Here is a 16,537-nt window from a genome sequence, read left to right as displayed (position 1 = left end):
AAAGGCCCGCGGAGAACAAAGGCGACAAAATATGACAGGGCGCAGCATCCGCCGGGCCGACTCTGCATCGATTTGGCGCAACGCCCTGATCACAAAGGCAATCGCGTGACATCCAGCCAGGTTGCGCTCGACGCACTGATCGTTGGACGAGCAGAAACGGCCGTCGCCGGCCCCTTCGAAATCGCGGTGAAGGCAGGCGAAGCGCTCGTCGTCACCGGCCCGAACGGGGCGGGAAAATCCACCCTTTTGCGCACCCTTGCCGGTCTGCTGAGGCCGGTCGGCGGGGCGATTCGCCTGAACGGCTTGATTGCGGCCGACGGCGAACCGGCCGCGCGGCTGGCCGATGTCGCCCATTATGTCGGCCATCGCCATGGCATGAAGCCGCAGATCACCATCGCCGACAATCTGACGTTTTGGGCCCGCTATCTCGGCGGCGCACCGGGCCTTCGCCCGAGCGCGGCGCTGGCCGCCGTCGGCCTTGCCGGCATCGACGATGTGCCCTTCGGCTATCTCTCGGCCGGCCAGCAGCGGCGGGCAAGCCTGGCCCGCCTGGCGGTGGTGCGGCGGACCGTCTGGATCCTCGACGAGCCGACCGCGGCCCTTGATCTCGCCTCACAGGAGCGCTTCGCCGGCATGGTTGCCGATCATCTTCGAACCGGCGGCATCGCGATTGCCGCGACCCATCATCCGCTCGGCCTCGACCAGGCCGAGACCCTTCACATTCCGGCCCGCGACGCGGCAAGCGAGGCCGCGATGACGATCGACGAAGCGGATCTTGCCACCGCCGAGGGCTGGCTGTGAGGGCTCTGTTCCGGCGCGATCTGAAACTCGCCTTTTCCAGCGGCGGCGGCATGACCGCCGTCATCTTCTTTCTCGCGGTGATCGCGACGGTGCCCTTCGGCGTCGGACCCGATCTCAATCTGTTGTCGCGAATCGGCCCGGCGATCCTGTGGATCGGCGCGCTGCTCTCGACACTCCTCACCCTCGACCGGTTGTTCCAGGCCGACCGCGAGGACGGCACGCTCGATCTGCTGATCGCCGGCCCGGTGCCGATGCCGCTGGTGGTTCTCATAAAATGCCTGGCGCTGTGGACCGCGTCCTGCCTGCCGCTGGTGCTTGCTTCGCCGCTTCTCGGCCTGTTCCTGGCGCTGCAGCCGACGGCGCTCTTCGCCGTCATGCTGACGCTCTTCGTCGGCACCCCCGCCATCGTCTTCATCGGCGCCGTCGGCGCGGCGGTCGCGGTCGCCCTGCCCCGCGGCGGCCTGCTCGTCTCGGTGCTGGTCCTGCCTCTGACGATCCCGGTGCTGATCTTCGGCGTCTCGGCCACCTATGGCGCCGTCACCGACCCCGCCCCGTTCCTGCCACCCTTCCTGATTCTGTGCGCTCTCACCCTGTTTTTCGGTGCCCTTGGCCCATTGGCAGCCGCCGCGGCGCTGAAGGCGAGCGGGGATTGAGGGCTCTTGGCAAACTTTGCCAACAATTGCATGATGCGAGCTGGAGGCTTTGCGATGGCGACCATGAATGTTTCCCTGCCCGATCCGATGAAGGAGTGGGTCGAAGCTCAGGCTCGATCCGGTCGATACAGCAATGCCAGCGATTATGTCCGCGATCTGATCCGCCGCGATCAGGAGCGCGCGGTCAAGATCGCTCAGATGCAGGCGCTCGTCACCGAGGGACTGGAAAGCGGCATCAGTACGCGTTCGATGGACGAAATCGAAGCGGCCGCTCTTCGCACCGCGGGAATCGATCCAGCCGGACATGACCTATAAGCTCACGGAAAAAGCCGCGGACGACGTCCAGCGGATCTACGCCGACAGCATTCGCTTCTTCGGAGCAGCACAAGCAGCACGTTATCATGCACGCTTGCGACAATGCTTCGAGGTCCTGGCCCGCTTCCGGACCTTGCCCGCGAACGCACCGAATTGACGCCGCCGGTCCGTATCCATCCCTGTGGTTCCCATCTCGTCGTCTACACCAGGACGCAGACTGGCGTGTTGATCATTCGCGTCCGCCATAGCCACGAGGATTGGAGCCACGACCAGTCAATCGAGGATCCGTGAGACGATTGCGAGGCCGAAACAGCTATAGCCGGGATGCTGAATGCGCTGGCATCTGAGGCCAGCTGCGCCTATCGGAGGGTGTTCCGCCGCCACCCTTCCGAGGTTTGTCCCCCAATGACCGACTGGAATGCCGACCTCTATCTGCGCTTTGCCGACGAGCGCACACGGCCGGCGGCCGAGCTTTTGGCGCGGGTGCCGCTTGAGGTGCCGGCTCGGGCCGTCGATCTCGGCTGCGGCCCCGGCAACTCGACCGAATTAATTGCGCAACGCTACCCGGCCGCCAAGCTCGAAGGGATCGACACCTCGCAGGACATGCTCGCCAAAGCCCGCGCCCGGCTGCCGCAGGCGCAGTTCACGCGTGGCGATGTGGCCGCGTTTCAGGCCGAACCGCCCGCCGACCTCGTCTTTGCCAATGCCGTCCTGCAATGGCTGCCGAACCATGCGAGGCTGCTTCCAAAGCTGATGGCGTCGCTCGCACCGGGCGGCGTGCTGGCCGTGCAGATGCCGGACAATCTCGACGAGCCCTCCCATCGGCTGATGCGCGAGACGGCGGTCGAGCCGCGCTTTGCCGCCAAGATCGGCGACGCGGACAAGATCCGGGCCCGTATTCTCACCGCAGAGGCCTATTACGATCTCCTTGCACCCCACGCCGCGTCGATCGACATCTGGCGCACCACCTATTGCCATGTGCTTCCCGGGCCGGCGGCGATCATCGACTGGGTGCGGGCAACAGGCCTGCGCCCCTTTCTCGATCTGCTGAACTCCGCCGAGCAGACCGATTTCCTCGCTGCCTATGCGACTCGGATCGCCAAGGCCTATCCGGTCCGTGCCGACGGTAAGGCACTTTTCGCCTTTCCGCGGCTTTTCATTGTCGCGGTGCGCTCCTCAGACCAAGCGCGATAAGCCACCGCGATAGGCAAGGCAGCGACGCCGACCGCTTTGTTCGGCTGGCGCCGGAGTTACTCTCCGCCAGGCGACCGCCCCACCGATCACGGCATTGTGTGCCGTTGCGGAGGATCTGAGCAAAGATTGGAAAACCTCCATTTGCCCCGCGCTTAAAGAGGTTCTAACCTCGCCCCATGACCGACCTCTCCGCCGGCGCCAAGTCGTCTCGCTTCACGATCCTCGCCAACCCGACGCGGTTTCTCGATCTGTCGGGCAAGGTCCAGCCTTGGCTCTACGCCGTTGCGCTCCTGGGCATTGCCGTCGGCCTCGGTCTCGGGCTGACGGTCCCACCGGACTATCAGCAGGGCACGACGGTCGAGATCATGTTCATCCACGTGCCCTTCGCCTGGCTCTGCATGATGATCTGGACGGTGATGAGCGTCTCGGCGCTCGGCACGCTGGTCTGGCGCCATCCGCTCGCCGATGTCGCGATCAAGGCGGCGGCGCCGATCGGCGCGGTGTTCACCGCACTTGCCTTGATCACCGGCTCGATCTGGGGCCGGCCGATGTGGGGCACATGGTGGGTGTGGGACGCGCGGCTGACCTCCGTCTTCGTGCTGTTCATCATGTATCTCGGCCTGATCGCCCTGACCCGCGCTCTGGAGGAACCCGGCAAGGCGGCGAAGCCGGCTGCGATCCTGGTGCTCGTCGGTTTTATCAATATCCCCATCATCAAATTCTCGGTCGACTGGTGGAACACGCTGCATCAGCCGGCGAGCGTGTTGCGGATGAACGGTCCGGCGATGCCAGCGACCTATCTGGTGCCGCTGCTCATCTCGGCGCTCGGCTTCACGGTGCTGTTTTTCGCGCTGCATCTGACGGCGATGCGCACCGAAATTTTGCGCAGGCGGGTCGCCGCACTCTCGCGGCTGGCCGCCCGACGTGCCGAGGCCTGATCCGGAGACGATCATGCAATCGGAATATTTTGCCTTCATCACCGCCGCCTATGGCATCTCTGCCGTGGCGATCGCCGGGCTGTTCGCCTGGATCCTTCTCGATGCTCGCACCCAGCGCCGAGCGTTGAAGACCCTCGAAGCCCGCGGCATCCGCCGCCGCTCCGAAGTCGGCGGCAGAGCCGGTCAGGACACGGAAGCGGCAAAATGACGACCCACGACAACGACGAGACGCTGCTCGCCAGCGCCGATGCCGACACCGCGTCCCCCAAGCGCCGCAGCGGCGCCGCGCGCTTGCTGGTTTTGTTGCCGCTCGTCCTGTTTCTCGGGCTCGCCGGCGCGTTTCTCTATCAGCTGCGCTCTGGCCAGGATCCCAAGGAAATCCCATCGGTGCTGATTGGCAAGAGCGCGCCGATGACCGTGTTGCCGCCGCTCGAAGGCGCAATGACCGGCGACGGCAAGCCGGTGCCGGGGCTCGACCTCTCCGGTCCGGGCGACGGCCGACCAATCCTCGTCAATGTCTTTGCCTCCTGGTGCGCTCCCTGCCGCGAGGAACACCCGCTCTTGATGCAGCTTGCACGCGACAAGCGCTTTCGGCTGGTGGCGATCAACTATAAGGACAAACCGGAAAATGCCCGCAGCTTCCTCGCCAATCTCGGCAATCCCTATGCCGCGATCGGCGTCGACGAAAAGGGCGCGACAACGATCGACTGGGGCGTCTATGGCGTGCCGGAGACGTTTCTCGTCTCGCCTGATGGCGAAATTCTCTACAAGCAGATCGGCCCCTTCACACCAGATTCGATCCGCACCGGCCTGATGCCGGCGGTCGAACAGGCAATGACACGCGAGCCGAAGCCCCGCGCGTCCACCCGTTGAACGTGAAAGCGCAACGGTCGATAATCTCGGATCGCAACCGGCCGCGCTCCGATTTTGGATCGACGGCAAATGTTTGTTGTTGCGATCGGCATTCGTCCCGGGGGTCCCCCAGCGGTCCCGTGACGGCACGCGAGGTCGAAGCGGGAGCGCCGCCCGTGCCGTTTGCCAATTCGCCGGGCGAAACCGATGATGGCCGGCCTGCGGGCGAAACGTTCACCGCCGACGACGGCTGACTGCCGAGCCCGTGCGTCGCTCAAACGAAAAGGCGGCCCGCCATAGAGGCAGGACCGCCGTTTCAACATGCTACGCTTACCGGCCTTGGGAGCAACCGGGAACTGCTATTTCGAGGCCGCCGCCTTCAGCGCCGCCGCCGGATCCTGCTTGCCGCCCTTGGCGTCGAAGCTGGCGAGATAGGCGATGACGTTCTTCAGATCGGCGTCCTTCTTCAGGCCGGGAAACGCCATCTTGGTGGTCTTCACCACGGCGCGCGGATTGGTCAGCCACTGGGTCAAGAGCGTCTCGTTCCACGCGGTCTTGTCGGCCGCCCAATCCTGAAAGCCCTTGGAAAACTTATAGCCGCCCCGATCGGCGCCGGGCTTGTCGCCGACGATCCCGTTCAATTCCGGGCCAATCCTGTTCTTGGCACCCTCGCCGATGGCGTGGCAGGCCTTGCACTTGTTGAAGATTTTCTCGCCGGCAGCGGGATCGCCCATCTCCTGCGCGGATGCCGCGCCGACGGCGTAGCCAAGCGCAGCACCGGCCAGAACAAGAGTGATGATACGCATCTGTCCTCCCTTTCGTGTGATGTTGGTCGGATTGTCCAAGCACCCACAGGACACATCATATTGGCCGAACGCTCACCTTGGCAATCTAAGATAAGAATGAATCCAAACTGATGCGCCGCGTAACCCCTATGGGCAGCCGACCTGGATGATTGTGGCAAAGATCGGGTCACCATCTTCGGTCGCGCCGTAACGCGGTCGCGACGGGGCACATGCGGAGCAAATGGAGAAATCAAGCCCAGTGTGAGGAATTTTATCTTCACATTTTCGCCATACTCGTAAATTGCTGAACTTATTTGAGGAATTTCTGTAAACTTTGATTTTTAAACGTTTTTCAATGGATAAAGTCGACGATTTGGCCACCCAAGTCGTGACGACGACGAGGATGCGACCAAACTGCAACACTCTGGATGAGATCGTATTCCTGCCACGATTCAGCCAATGAGACCAATCACTGATCACGGTTGAATTCGGACGCAATCCGAATCCGTCTTAGGCAGAGACCCTTCCTGCCCCGTCGTCGCGACAGCGACAAACTGGAGTATTTTTGATGAAACGCTTTGCCCTTCTGCTGGCCTCCGCCGCATTCGCCTCCCCGGCCATGGCTGCCGACGTGATCGCGCCGGAGCCGCCGGCACCAGCTCCGGTCGCCATCCAGCCGGTTGCACCGACGATCACCTGGACCGGCCTCAGCCTCGGCGTTCAGGCCGGCGCGACCTTCGGCCACAATGGTGACGCCAGCTTCAGCAGCAGCAACGACCCGACGCTCTATAACGGCAATGTCGGCGGTGACGACACCGGCAACTTCATCGGTGGCGCCAACATCGGCTACGACTATCAGTTCCAGAACAACGTCGTCCTGGGTGCGGTGGCCGACTTCAACTATATCAACCGCAAAAAGGACACCTCCTACACCACGCCGAATGGTGCGGAGTTCTCCGCCCAGAACAAGCTGAACTACCTCGGTACGGCTCGCGCCCGCCTCGGCTATGCCATGGACAACATCCTGGTCTACGGCACGGGCGGTCTGGCTTACGGGAGCGTGAAGAACAGCGTTTCGACGCCGTCGACCACCACCGGCGACTTCGCGGGCTACACCTTCAGCACCGACAACGAGAAGAAGTCGGTCGGCTATACCGCCGGCGCCGGCGTCGATGTGATGGCGACCCAGAACCTGTCCTTCGGTGTCGAGTACCTCTACACCAACCTCGGCAAGAACACCCAGACGGTCACCGGCACCAACGGTGTGAACAACGTCTCGTTCAACAGCAACAGCAACAAGGACCTGGACTTCCACACCGTTTGGGCCAAGGCTGCTTACCACTTCAACTAAGAGGGGGCCGAAGAGCGGTTCTCGCCGCTCTTTGATCCTGACATGAAAAACGCCGGCGGGCTCTCGGCCCGCCGGCGTTTTTTATTGTCCCTGCTGCGCGGCGAGCGCCGCTGCAGCGCTTCGATCAGTCGCGGGCGGCAAGGCCCAGATCGGCCCGCCGCGGCAGGTCCGCGCCCTTGCGGGTACAGGTGACCGCTGCGGCTTTGACGGCAAAGCCGAGGAGATCTTCGAGCTCGGCCGTGCCGAAACCGGCGATCGCCGCGCGCGACAGGCCGTCGCGCTCCTTCAGCGCCACCAGCATGCCGGCCTGGAACGTATCGCCGGCGCCAACGGTATCGACCACCGCGACCGTCTCGCCCGGCACCCGCGCCCCTGCGCCGGTGCCCGTTACGGCAATCGCGCCGTTCTCTCCGAGCGTCGCAACGGCCATCGCCGCCCCCGCATCGACCCAGTCGCCGATGACGCTATCGACGGGCCGTCCTGGATAGAGTTGGGCAATGTCCTCCTCGCTCGCCTTGACGAATCCGGCGAAGGGCACGAGTTCGGCGACCTTCGCCCGCCAGATGTCGAGATCGGGCTCGATCGAGGCGCGAATGTTCGGATCATAGGAGATGAAGCGGCGTGCCGCCTCCTGATTGACCAGTTGCAAGAGAGCGCTCGCCGTCGGCTCCGTCACGGTGGCATAAGAGCCGAGATGGATCGCCTCGACCTCGGCGGGCAGCGCCTGCGGCACCTCCGCCGGTGCGATCGAGCGATCGGCCGTGCCCTCGATATAGAAGGCGTAGGTCGCGGATCCGTCGGCGGCGAGCGACACCATCGCCAAGGTGGTGTTGCGATCGGTCGGGATCAGGAAGCGCTGATCGATCCGCTCGCGCGCCATGAAGGCCCGGATGCGCTCGCCAAAGAGATCGCCGGAGATCTTGGTGAAGAAGGCGGCGTGATGGCCGAGCCGCGACAAGCCCAGCGCGACGTTCAGCGGTGAGCCACCGACCCTGCCGGACAGCCCGATCGTCGCGACATCGGCTTCAGCGCTGGCAAAGAGGTCGAACAGGCAATCGCCACAACTAAGAAACATCCGTGCCCTTCCGGCTTTGATCGGTGATTTTGCTCTGTCAGGCGCTAGCAGGAATGGAGCGTTCGGAAAAGAGAGCTTGGATTGCGAGGGCTATCTTAAAGTCAGCGCACCGCTATCCTCGCATTCGACAGAGTCGAGACCCCGACGCTTTTCGGAAAACCCCTTATGCCCTTCGATCGCATCAATGACATCGTGATTCATCACCGGATCGACGGCCCGGCAAACGCCCCCACCCTGGTCCTCGTCAACTCGCTTGGCACCGACTTCCGGATCTGGGACTCGATAATGCCGCAGCTGACCGATCGGTGCCGGGTGATCCGCTACGACAAGCGCGGCCATGGGCTCTCCGAGGTGCCGCCGGCGCCCTATCGCATGGACGAACATTCGGCCGATCTCCTCGGGCTGCTTGATCACCACCACATCGACGCGGCCCTCGTCGTCGGTCTGTCGATCGGCGGTCCGATCGCGCTCGGCCTCGCGGCCATGGCCCCGGAGCGGCTCGCCGGCCTGGTGATGATGGACACCGCCCCGAAGATCGGTGACGACGCCAGCTGGAACGGCCGGATCACCGCCATCGAAGACAACGGAATTGCCGCCATCGCCGAGCAGATCCTCACCCGCTGGTTCACCCCGGCCTTTCGCACAGCGGACAATCCGGCCTTCGTCGGCTATCGCAACATGCTCTTGAATTCACCGGTCGCGGGTTATCTCGGCAGCTGCGCGGCCCTGCGCGATGCCGACCACACCGAGACCGCCCGTGCGCTGCGGCTTCCTACGCTTTGCATGGTCGGCGATCAGGACGGCTCGACCCCGCCGGCGCTCGTCAAGGCCTGTGCCGATCTCATTGCCAATTCCAGGTTCGAAGTCGTCGCCGGCGCCGGGCATTTGCCCTGCATCGAACAGCCGGACGCGACCGCGCGTCTCCTCAGCGGCTTTGCCGCCAGCGTCTTCGGCCAGGATGCTGCCGCGTGAGCGCCTCGGTCTTCAACCATCCGGTGCTCGGCTCCCTCTTCGGCGACGAGGAGATCGCGAGTTATTTGACCGCAGACGCCGATCTCGAAGCGATGGTCGCTTTCGAGGTCGCGCTGGCCGAGGCCGAAGCGGAGGCGGGGCTGATCGCACCTGACGATCGCGATGCCATCAAAGCCCGCGCTGCCGCCTTCACACCCGATCTGGCGGCGCTTGGCGCGGGCACGGCCCGCGACGGCGTGGTGGTGCCGAGCCTGTTGAAGCAGCTGCGCACCGGATGGGAAGAGCCCGCGGCCGAAGCACTGCATAAGGGCGCGACCAGCCAGGACGTCATCGACGCCTCGATGGCGATGCGGCTGCAGGGCGTCGCCCTCGTTCTCGACCGCCGGCTGGCGGCGATCACCGACGCCTTCACCCGCTGGTCGCTGGACGCCGGCAAGACCAGGGTGGTGGCGCATACCCGCATGCAGACGGCCACGGAAACAGCGTTTGCCCGAAAAATCACCTCCTGGTCCGATCCGCTGGTGCGTTGCCGGCTGCGCCGCGAGGAGATCGCGCCGCGCGCCTTTGCGCTTCGCATCGGCGGGGCCGTCGGCGACCGCGCGGCGTTCGGCGACAAGGCCGAGGCGATCGCGACCGGTGTCGCGACGCGGCTTGGCCTTCCCGCCGCCGCGAGCGCGCTGCATTCCGAGCGCGACGGCATCGCGGAACTCGCCGGCTGGCTGTCGATGGTCACCGGCGCCCTCGGCAAGTTCGGCCAGGATACCGCATTGTCACTACAGACCGAGGTCGGTGAATTGACGCTTGCCGGCGGCGGCGGCTCATCGGCGATGCCGCACAAAAGCAATCCGATCAGCGCCGAGATTCTCGTCACCCTGGCGCGGTTCAACGCCACGCTCGTCAGCGGTCTGCATCAGGCGCTCGTCCACGAAAACGAGCGCTCCGGCGCCGCCTGGTCGCTGGAATGGATGCTGCTGCCTCAAATGGCGATGGCAGCGGGAGCCGCGACACGCATCGCCGAGGATCTGATCGGCCGCCTGTCGCTGGTCGAGCGGTAGGCGGCAGGATGCGAATGGCGAAAACTTAGCCGACTTCCGGAAAGGCCCAGGCGCTGCCCCAACCCTCGGCAAAGACCAGGCTTTCCAGGTCGAGCCGCTTCGACCATTTGCGCGCTTCAAGCTCGGGCCGGCGAAACAGCTCGGCGACGTAGCCGACACAAAGATAGGCGACCGGGACCACCGCATCCGGCAGACCGAGAACCGGCCGCAGATCGTCCGGCTCGAAGATCGACACCCAGCCGACGCCGATCCCCTCGGCTCTCGCGGCGAGGAACAGATTCTGCACCGCGCAGGCGGTCGACAACAGATCGGTATCGCGCTGATGGGTGCGCCCGAGTACGACCTTGCCGCCCCGCCCGCGGTCGCAGGTCACGCAGATGTTGAGCGGCGCCTCGACGATGCCCTCGAGCTTCAGCCGCTGGTAGGCGGCGGCCCGCTCGTCCTCAAACATTGCCGCGGCCTCGTCATTGCGCCGCATGACGATGTCGCGGATCGCCCGGCGCCGGTCGAGATCGCGGATAACGATGAAGTTCCAGGGCTGCATCAGCCCGACCGAGGGCGCGTGATGGGCCGCCTCCAGGAGCCGGGCGATCGCCGCATCCGGCACCCGCTGCGGCAGGAACTCGCCGCGCACATCCCGCCGCGTCTCGATGGCGCGATAGACGGCCGCGCGCTCCGCCTTGGAGAACGGGCCGGCTGCGGCCAACTCGTCCGGATCGAGCCGCACCCCATGAATGTCGAACGCCGGCGCGCCGGCGCCGCCTTTGCCGTCGATCGTCATCGCCGTCCCTTCGCGCTTAAAACTCGATGCCTTTCTGGGCTTTTACCCCAGAGCGGAAGGGGTGTTTGATCATCGTCATCTCGGTCACGAGATCGGCGAGGTCGATCAGCTCGTCCTTGGCGTTGCGGCCGGTGACGACGACGTGCTTCTTCTCAGGCTTGGTCTTCAGGAAGGCAACGACGTCGGCGATATCAAGATAGTCATAACGCAGGACGATGTTCATCTCGTCGAGCAGCACGAGATCATGCTCATCGTCCATGATCAGCGCCTTGGCCCGTTCCCAGGCAGCCTTGGCGGCAGCGATGTCGCGCTGGCGATCCTGAGTTTCCCAGGTAAAGCCGTCGCCCATGGCGGTCATCGTCACCTGATCGGGAAAATGCTCGAGCACCTTGCGCTCACCGGTCTCCCATTTGCCCTTCACGAACTGCACGACACCGACCTTCATCCCATTGCCGAGGGCGCGAAAGACCAGCCCGAAGGCGGCCGTCGACTTGCCCTTGCCCTTGCCGGTGTGGACGATCAGCAAGCCCTTCTCGATCGTCTTGGTGGCAAGGATCTTGTCGCGCGCGGCCTTCTTCTTCTTCATCTTCTCGGCATGGCGGGCGTCGAGTTCGTCCTCGCTCATGCCATCGGTGATCTTGCGGGCACTCGTGTCTTCGCTCATGCGGCCTGCTCCGGTGTCGGCGCCACCTCGTCCCTCAGCGCCCGGGTGACGACTTGCCGGCGCAAAGCTCGGCTTCGGGACGATCGGGCCTTTGATGGTGGGCGTCATGGGGCTCTCATGAGCCGAAGCGCGCCGCTCTTCAAGCCCCGCGCTCATCGCGGACTGGGACCGCGCAGCTCGGCGCGGGCCGAATTCGAGCGCGGCTTCCACAGACCGCGCGCGATCGCCTCGGCGAAGCGGTCGCGAATCTCGTCAAGCGCCGCCGGATTGTTGGCGCGCAGAAAGTCGCAGACCGGCTCATCCATCAAAAACGCGTTGTAGGCGGCCTCGAAATGATGGTCGCGCACCGCCCCGGTGGTCGCCGCGAAGGCGAACATGTAATCGACGGTCGCCGCGATCTCGAAAGCGCCCTTATAGCCGTGGCGCATGACCCCGGCGATCCATTTCGGATTGACCACCCGGGCGCGGATTACCCGGCCGATCTCCTCGTCGAGGGTCCGCACGATCGGTCGCTCGGGGCGCGAATGGTCGTTGTGATAGACCACCGGCCGGGCCCCGGTCAGATGCTCGACGGCGACGCTCATGCCGCCTTCGAACTGATAGTAGTCGTCGGAATCCAACAGGTCGTGCTCGCGATTGTCCTGATTGTGGACCACCGCGTCGAGGCCGGACAGCCGTTGCTCGAAGGCGCCGCGCTCGGCTTCGCCCGCCGCATCGGCGCCATAGGCATAACTGCCCCAGACGAGATAGCTCTCGGCCAGATCGGCGGCGCTGTCCCAGCCCTTCTCGTCGATCAGCGCCTGCAGCCCCGCGCCATAGGCGCCGGGCTTCGAGCCGAAGACGCGGAAGCCGCTGCGCTTTTTCGCCTCCGCCTCACTGGCGCCGGCGTCGATCAGTTCGGCCTGCTCGCGCGCCATCCGGGCGGAGATCGGATTGTCGGCCGCCTCCTCGCTCAGCGCGCCGACGGATCGGACCGCCCGATCGAACAGCGCGATCTGGTCCGGAAAGGCGTCGCGGAAGAAGCCGGAAATGCGCAAGGTGACGTCGACGCGCGGGCGGCCGAGTTCAGCCAGCGTCATGATCTCGTAGCCGGTCACCCGGCGCGAGGCCCGATCCCAAACCGGCTTTACGCCGATCAGCGCCAAGGCCTGGGCGATATCGTCGCCACCGGTGCGCATGTTCGAGGTGCCCCACGCGGAAAGGCCCAGCGCCGTCGGCCATTCGCCATGGTCCTGCAGATGCCGGACAACCAACAGCTCGGCCGATCTGCGGCCGAGCCGATAGGCCGCCTCGGTCGGCACGGCGCGGGTGTCGACGGAAAAGAAGTTGCGCCCGGTCGGCAGCACGTCCGGCCGCCCCCTTGTCGGCGCCCCGGACGGCCCAGGCGGCACGAAGCGACCGTCGAGGCCGGTCAAGAGGCCGGCAATTTCGGCCTCGCCGGAGCCCGTCACCGCCGGTGCGAGCCGCGCGGCGATGTCGTCGAGAACCGCCGCGCTCGCCGGCCAGTCGGCGGCCCCGCACCGACCGGCCGAGACGAGCTCAGCCGCCAACAGCTCCAGCCGCTCGACGGTGTCGCCGGTGCTGCGCCAGGGATCGGCCGACAGCGCGGCCAAGACATCCGGGCGCGGGCCCGCCCAGGTCGCCGCCATATCGCAATCCAATGGATCGAAGCGGGCGGGAGCCGTTCCGCGCGCCGCGTCGGCGCTCGTTTCGCCGTCGACTGAACCATCGTTAAGCTTCAGATCGGCCGCCAAAGCGCGGATGAGCGATGCCTCGCCCGGCGCGTGTCCCCGCGGCAGACGGGCAAGCGCGACGACGAGATCGGTGAGAAGACGGCCCTCCGGCGCGCGGCCGAAGACATGCAGCCCGTCGCGGATCTGCATTTCCTTCAGATCGCAGAGATATGCGTCGAGCTTGGCGAGCGCCGTCTCGTCATTCTCGCCGGCGCCGATCCCGGCGTCATGGTCGAGGCCGATATCGCGAACGAGACCCAGGATTTCACTCTTCAAGAGCGTCAACCGCCGTGGATCACCGCCCGCCGCAGCGTAATATTCGTCGACCAGGGCTTCGAGATCCTGCAGCGGACCATAGCTCTCGGCGCGAGTCAGCGGCGGCGTCAGATGGTCGATAATGACGGCGCTCGTCCGGCGCTTGGCTTGGGTGCCCTCGCCCGGATCATTGACGATAAAGGGATAAAGATGCGGCAGCGGGCCGAAGACGGCTTCCGGAAAGCACCCGGCCGACAGCGCCAGCGCCTTGCCGGGCAGCCATTCGAGATTACCGTGCTTGCCCATATGGACCACCGCGTCGGCGTCATAGACGTCGCGCAGGAAGGCATAGAGCGCCAGATAGTTGTGCGGCGGCACGAGATCCGGCGAATGATAGGTTTCCTTTGGGTCGATATTGTAGCCACGGGCCGGCTGGATGCCGACGAGCGTCTTGCCGAAGCGGGCGAGCGGCAGCGCAAAAGCCGGCCGACCATTTTTGCTGATGACGAACGGATCGCGCTCCGGCGCACCCCAACGGGCGATGACGGCGCTTCGAACGCTTTCCGGCAGACGTGCGAAAAACGCCTGATAGGCGTCCAGCGCCATCGTCTCGCGGATCACCCGTGCGGCCGTCCCGGCATTGGTCGGCCCGGCCATCAGATGAGCGATCAGGCCGTTGCCGTCGTCGGGCAGATCCTCGACCGGATAGCCAGCCTGGCGCATTGCATAAAGCACCTCGATCGTGCCGGCGGGCGTGTCGAGACCGACGCCGTTGCCCAGCCGTCCATCGCGATTGGGATAGTTGGCGAGAAGAATGGCGATCCGCTTGTCGCGGTTTGGCCGGTGCCGCAACCGGGCCCAACGGGCCGCAAGCTCGGCGACGGCGGCAACGCGATCGGGCACCGGGCAGTGGGCAACGATATCGGTCTCGGTCAGCGGGTCGAACGTGCCGGCCGACTTGAAGGCGATCGCCCGCGACAGCACCCGCCCGTCGAGCTCGGGCAGCGCGACGCTCATGGCAAGGTCGCGGGCGGATAACCCTTGCGCGGAGTCCCGCCATGTCTCCTCGCAGCCCGAGGCAAGCACCGCCTGCAGCACCACCGCGCCCTGTTCTTCGAGCACCGTCGGCACCCGCGCTGCACCCGGTCCAGACGCCGGCGATGAAACGGCAAAGCCGGTGAGATTGATCACCACGTCGGGCTGGCGGCGGGCAAACAGGCCGCGCACGGTCTCGACCGAGACGGGATCCTTGAGACTTGCGACAAAGACGGGCAGCGCCGCGACGCCCCGTTCGGCCAGCGCCGCGACGAGCGCGGCGATCGGCCCGGTCTGGCCGCTCTGGACCAGCGCGCGATAGCAGACGATCGCCGCGAACGGCCGATCGGACGGGCGGACGGGCTGCTGCGCCGCGCCCGACCCGGCACCCGACTCGGTGGCCGCGCCGATGTCGACAACGCCGGCCTTCAACAGCGGGATCGCATCGCCCGGCCAGGCCTCGGCGCCGAGCACCGCCCGGCAGCCGCGCAAAAAGCCTTCCGCATTGGCCGGGCCGCCCTCGATCAGCGAACGCCACAGCCGATCACGCGCCGTCAAGGCGATCGTTGTGTAGGCGTCGAGCGCCGGATCAGGCTTGTCGTCGCCGGGCAAGACGGCAAGTTGGGAACCTTGAGCCTGCGCGTTGGCGAGCAGCGCATCGAGGCCGTAGGGCCAATAGGTCTGACCGCCGAGCAGCCGCACCACCACCAGCCTGGCCTGGCGGAGCGTCCGTTCGACATAGGCGTCGACCGACATCGGATGCTTCAGGCGCAACAGATTGGCAAGCCGCAGCGCACCCGCGCCCCAGCCGAGCCGATGGGCGGCCGAGGCGAGCGCGGCGATTTCGGTGTCGGCGGCGGAGAGGACGACGATTTCGCCGGGCGATTGGCCGAGATCGACGGCTTCGCCGCCGTCATCGATCGTTCCCTTTTGCGCAAGCAGCAGATGCATGGCGGGCTATTCGGCGGCCTCGACCGAATCCGAGCCGCTGGCGAGCCCCGCAATGCGCGCCTCGATCGCCACGCGCGCCGCAGCGTCCAGCCCGTCATGCAGGCCGATCACCACGAGCCGCGTCTGCCGCGTCTCGCCGGCTGCCCAGGGGCGGTCGAAATAGGTCTCGATCCGCTGGCCGACAGCCTGGACGACGAGCCGCATCGCTTTGCCCGGCACATCGGCGAACCCCTTCAGCCGCAGGATGTCGTGCTCGCCGATCAGCGCCTTCAGCCCGGCGACGAAGCGGGCCGGATCGGCAATCGGCCCGGCAGCGGCAACGAAGCTCTCGAATTCGTCGTGATCGTGGGCTTCGCCGGCCTCGTGCTCTTGCTCGTGATGCGATTTGCGCTCGGCAATGCGAGTCTCGGTGCCAGCCGCAAGGCCAAGCAGCACATCGGCCGGCAGCCTGCCGTTTTCGGCCGTGATCGTCTTCACCGTGCGGGCCGTCGCTGCCGCCGTCTCCTGGCGTACCTTCTCCAGCGTATCGCGGTCGATCAGGTCGGCCTTGTTGAGGACGATGAGATCGGCCGCCCGGATCTGGTCTTCGAACAGCTCTTCCAGCGGATTGTCGTGATCAAGACTGGTGTCGGCGGCGCGCTGCGCCGCGACCTTCGCCTCGTCGTCGGCAAAGCGCCCGGCCGCCACCGCCGCCGCGTCGATCACCGTGATGACGCCGTCGACGGTCACCCGCGTCTTTACCTCCGGCCAGTTGAAGGCGGCGACCAGCGGCTGGGGCAAGGCCAGTCCCGAGGTCTCGATGATGATGTGATCGGGGCGCCGGTCGCGCTCGAGCAGCTTGGTCATGGTGGGGATGAAGTCGTCGGCGACGGTGCAACAGATGCAGCCATTGTTGAGTTCGACTACATCGTCCTCGCGACAGGTCTCGATGCCGCAGCCGGTGAGGATGCCGCCATCGACGCCGAGATCGCCGAATTCGTTGATGATCAACGCGATCTTCCGGCCGCCGGCATTTTGCAGGAGATAGCGGATCAGCGTCGTCTTGCCGGCGCCGAGGAAACCGGTGATGACGGTGGCGGGGATTTTTTGCTCAGGCATGGCAGCCTCCTTGCAGGCCGGCGGGCGGA

General features: G+C 65.6%; 16 protein-coding genes and 1 pseudogene. 11 read left to right on the top strand and 6 right to left on the bottom strand.

Features of this window, described 5'->3' with window-relative positions:
- Positions 1-105 precede the first annotated feature (105 nt).
- The 8 genes and pseudogenes from ccmA to J1C48_RS13280 all read left to right on the top strand — a co-directional run bounded on the left by ccmA (position 106) and on the right by J1C48_RS13280 (position 4,774).
- Complete coding sequence (gene ccmA / locus J1C48_RS13315; RefSeq protein ID WP_207258378.1) at positions 106-801, top strand: heme ABC exporter ATP-binding protein CcmA; 696 nt, start codon at positions 106-108, stop codon at positions 799-801.
- Positions 798-1,454: a heme exporter protein CcmB gene (gene ccmB / locus J1C48_RS13310; protein ID WP_207258377.1), complete on the top strand. Its 657-nt coding sequence runs from the start codon at positions 798-800 to the stop codon at positions 1,452-1,454. Before ccmA ends, ccmB begins: the two co-directional genes overlap by 4 nt.
- A gap of 54 nt (positions 1,455-1,508) precedes the next feature.
- Positions 1,509-1,769, top strand: a complete 261-nt coding sequence (locus tag J1C48_RS13305) for a type II toxin-antitoxin system ParD family antitoxin (RefSeq protein ID WP_207258376.1) — start codon at positions 1,509-1,511, stop codon at positions 1,767-1,769.
- A pseudogene (locus J1C48_RS19270) lies at positions 1,759-2,060 on the top strand (type II toxin-antitoxin system RelE/ParE family toxin). The gene J1C48_RS13305 and the pseudogene J1C48_RS19270 overlap by 11 nt, the downstream one beginning before the upstream one ends.
- A 114-nt stretch (positions 2,061-2,174) precedes the next feature.
- Entirely contained in the window at positions 2,175-2,963 is a 789-nt protein-coding gene (tam, locus tag J1C48_RS13295; protein WP_207258374.1) for a trans-aconitate 2-methyltransferase, read from the top strand.
- Between the two features lie 176 nt (positions 2,964-3,139).
- Positions 3,140-3,901, top strand: coding sequence for a heme ABC transporter permease (locus J1C48_RS13290; protein ID WP_207258372.1), 762 nt, complete (start codon positions 3,140-3,142; stop codon positions 3,899-3,901).
- A gap of 13 nt (positions 3,902-3,914) precedes the next feature.
- Positions 3,915-4,109 (top strand): heme exporter protein CcmD, encoded by a 195-nt coding sequence (gene ccmD, locus J1C48_RS13285; RefSeq protein WP_207258371.1) that lies wholly within the window; start codon positions 3,915-3,917, stop codon positions 4,107-4,109.
- On the top strand, positions 4,106-4,774 hold the full coding sequence (locus J1C48_RS13280) for a DsbE family thiol:disulfide interchange protein (RefSeq protein WP_207258370.1): 669 nt from the start codon (positions 4,106-4,108) through the stop codon (positions 4,772-4,774). The genes ccmD and J1C48_RS13280 overlap by 4 nt, the downstream gene beginning before the upstream one ends.
- Before the next feature lie 338 nt (positions 4,775-5,112).
- Here J1C48_RS13280 and J1C48_RS13275 read toward each other — a convergent pair whose 3' ends face one another.
- Complete coding sequence (locus tag J1C48_RS13275; protein ID WP_207258369.1) at positions 5,113-5,559, bottom strand: c-type cytochrome; 447 nt, start codon at positions 5,557-5,559, stop codon at positions 5,113-5,115.
- A 547-nt stretch (positions 5,560-6,106) separates the two neighbouring features.
- On the opposite strand from J1C48_RS13275, the gene J1C48_RS13270 reads away from it, so the two are divergent.
- On the top strand, positions 6,107-6,889 hold the full coding sequence (locus tag J1C48_RS13270) for an outer membrane protein (protein WP_207258368.1): 783 nt from the start codon (positions 6,107-6,109) through the stop codon (positions 6,887-6,889).
- Between the two features lie 124 nt (positions 6,890-7,013).
- Here J1C48_RS13270 and J1C48_RS13265 read toward each other — a convergent pair whose 3' ends face one another.
- Positions 7,014-7,964, bottom strand: a complete 951-nt coding sequence (locus J1C48_RS13265) for a carbohydrate kinase family protein (protein WP_207258367.1) — start codon at positions 7,962-7,964, stop codon at positions 7,014-7,016.
- A 165-nt stretch (positions 7,965-8,129) separates the two neighbouring features.
- Between J1C48_RS13265 and pcaD the strand changes: the two genes are divergently transcribed.
- Together pcaD and J1C48_RS13255 are read left to right on the top strand one after the other, a co-directional pair.
- The gene (gene pcaD, locus J1C48_RS13260; protein ID WP_207258366.1) at positions 8,130-8,936 is read left to right on the top strand and encodes a 3-oxoadipate enol-lactonase; all 807 of its coding nucleotides are present in this window, start codon (positions 8,130-8,132) and stop codon (positions 8,934-8,936) included.
- Entirely contained in the window at positions 8,933-9,991 is a 1,059-nt protein-coding gene (locus J1C48_RS13255; protein WP_207258365.1) for a 3-carboxy-cis,cis-muconate cycloisomerase, read from the top strand. Before pcaD ends, J1C48_RS13255 begins: the two co-directional genes overlap by 4 nt.
- Positions 9,992-10,016: 25 nt before the next feature.
- On the opposite strand, the gene bluB is transcribed toward J1C48_RS13255, so the two are convergent.
- The 4 genes from bluB to cobW form a co-directional block, all read right to left on the bottom strand.
- Entirely contained in the window at positions 10,017-10,772 is a 756-nt protein-coding gene (gene bluB, locus J1C48_RS13250; RefSeq protein ID WP_210345391.1) for a 5,6-dimethylbenzimidazole synthase, read from the bottom strand.
- A 16-nt stretch (positions 10,773-10,788) separates the two neighbouring features.
- The gene (gene cobO, locus J1C48_RS13245) at positions 10,789-11,397 is read right to left on the bottom strand and encodes a cob(I)yrinic acid a,c-diamide adenosyltransferase (protein WP_207258429.1); all 609 of its coding nucleotides are present in this window, start codon (positions 11,395-11,397) and stop codon (positions 10,789-10,791) included.
- Between the two features lie 191 nt (positions 11,398-11,588).
- A complete protein-coding gene (gene cobN / locus J1C48_RS13240; RefSeq protein ID WP_207258363.1) occupies positions 11,589-15,410 on the bottom strand; it encodes a cobaltochelatase subunit CobN in 3,822 nt (1,273 codons plus the stop codon).
- Positions 15,411-15,416: 6 nt separating this feature from the next.
- Positions 15,417-16,508: a cobalamin biosynthesis protein CobW gene (gene cobW / locus J1C48_RS13235; protein ID WP_207258362.1), complete on the bottom strand. Its 1,092-nt coding sequence runs from the start codon at positions 16,506-16,508 to the stop codon at positions 15,417-15,419.
- Between the last annotated feature and the right edge of the window lie 29 nt (positions 16,509-16,537).

Source organism: Jiella flava, assembly GCF_017349315.1.
Taxonomy (GTDB): domain Bacteria; phylum Pseudomonadota; class Alphaproteobacteria; order Rhizobiales; family Rhizobiaceae; genus Jiella; species Jiella flava.
The sequence above is the reverse complement of the archived record's forward strand: the minus strand, read 5'-3'. Positions and strand labels throughout refer to the sequence as shown.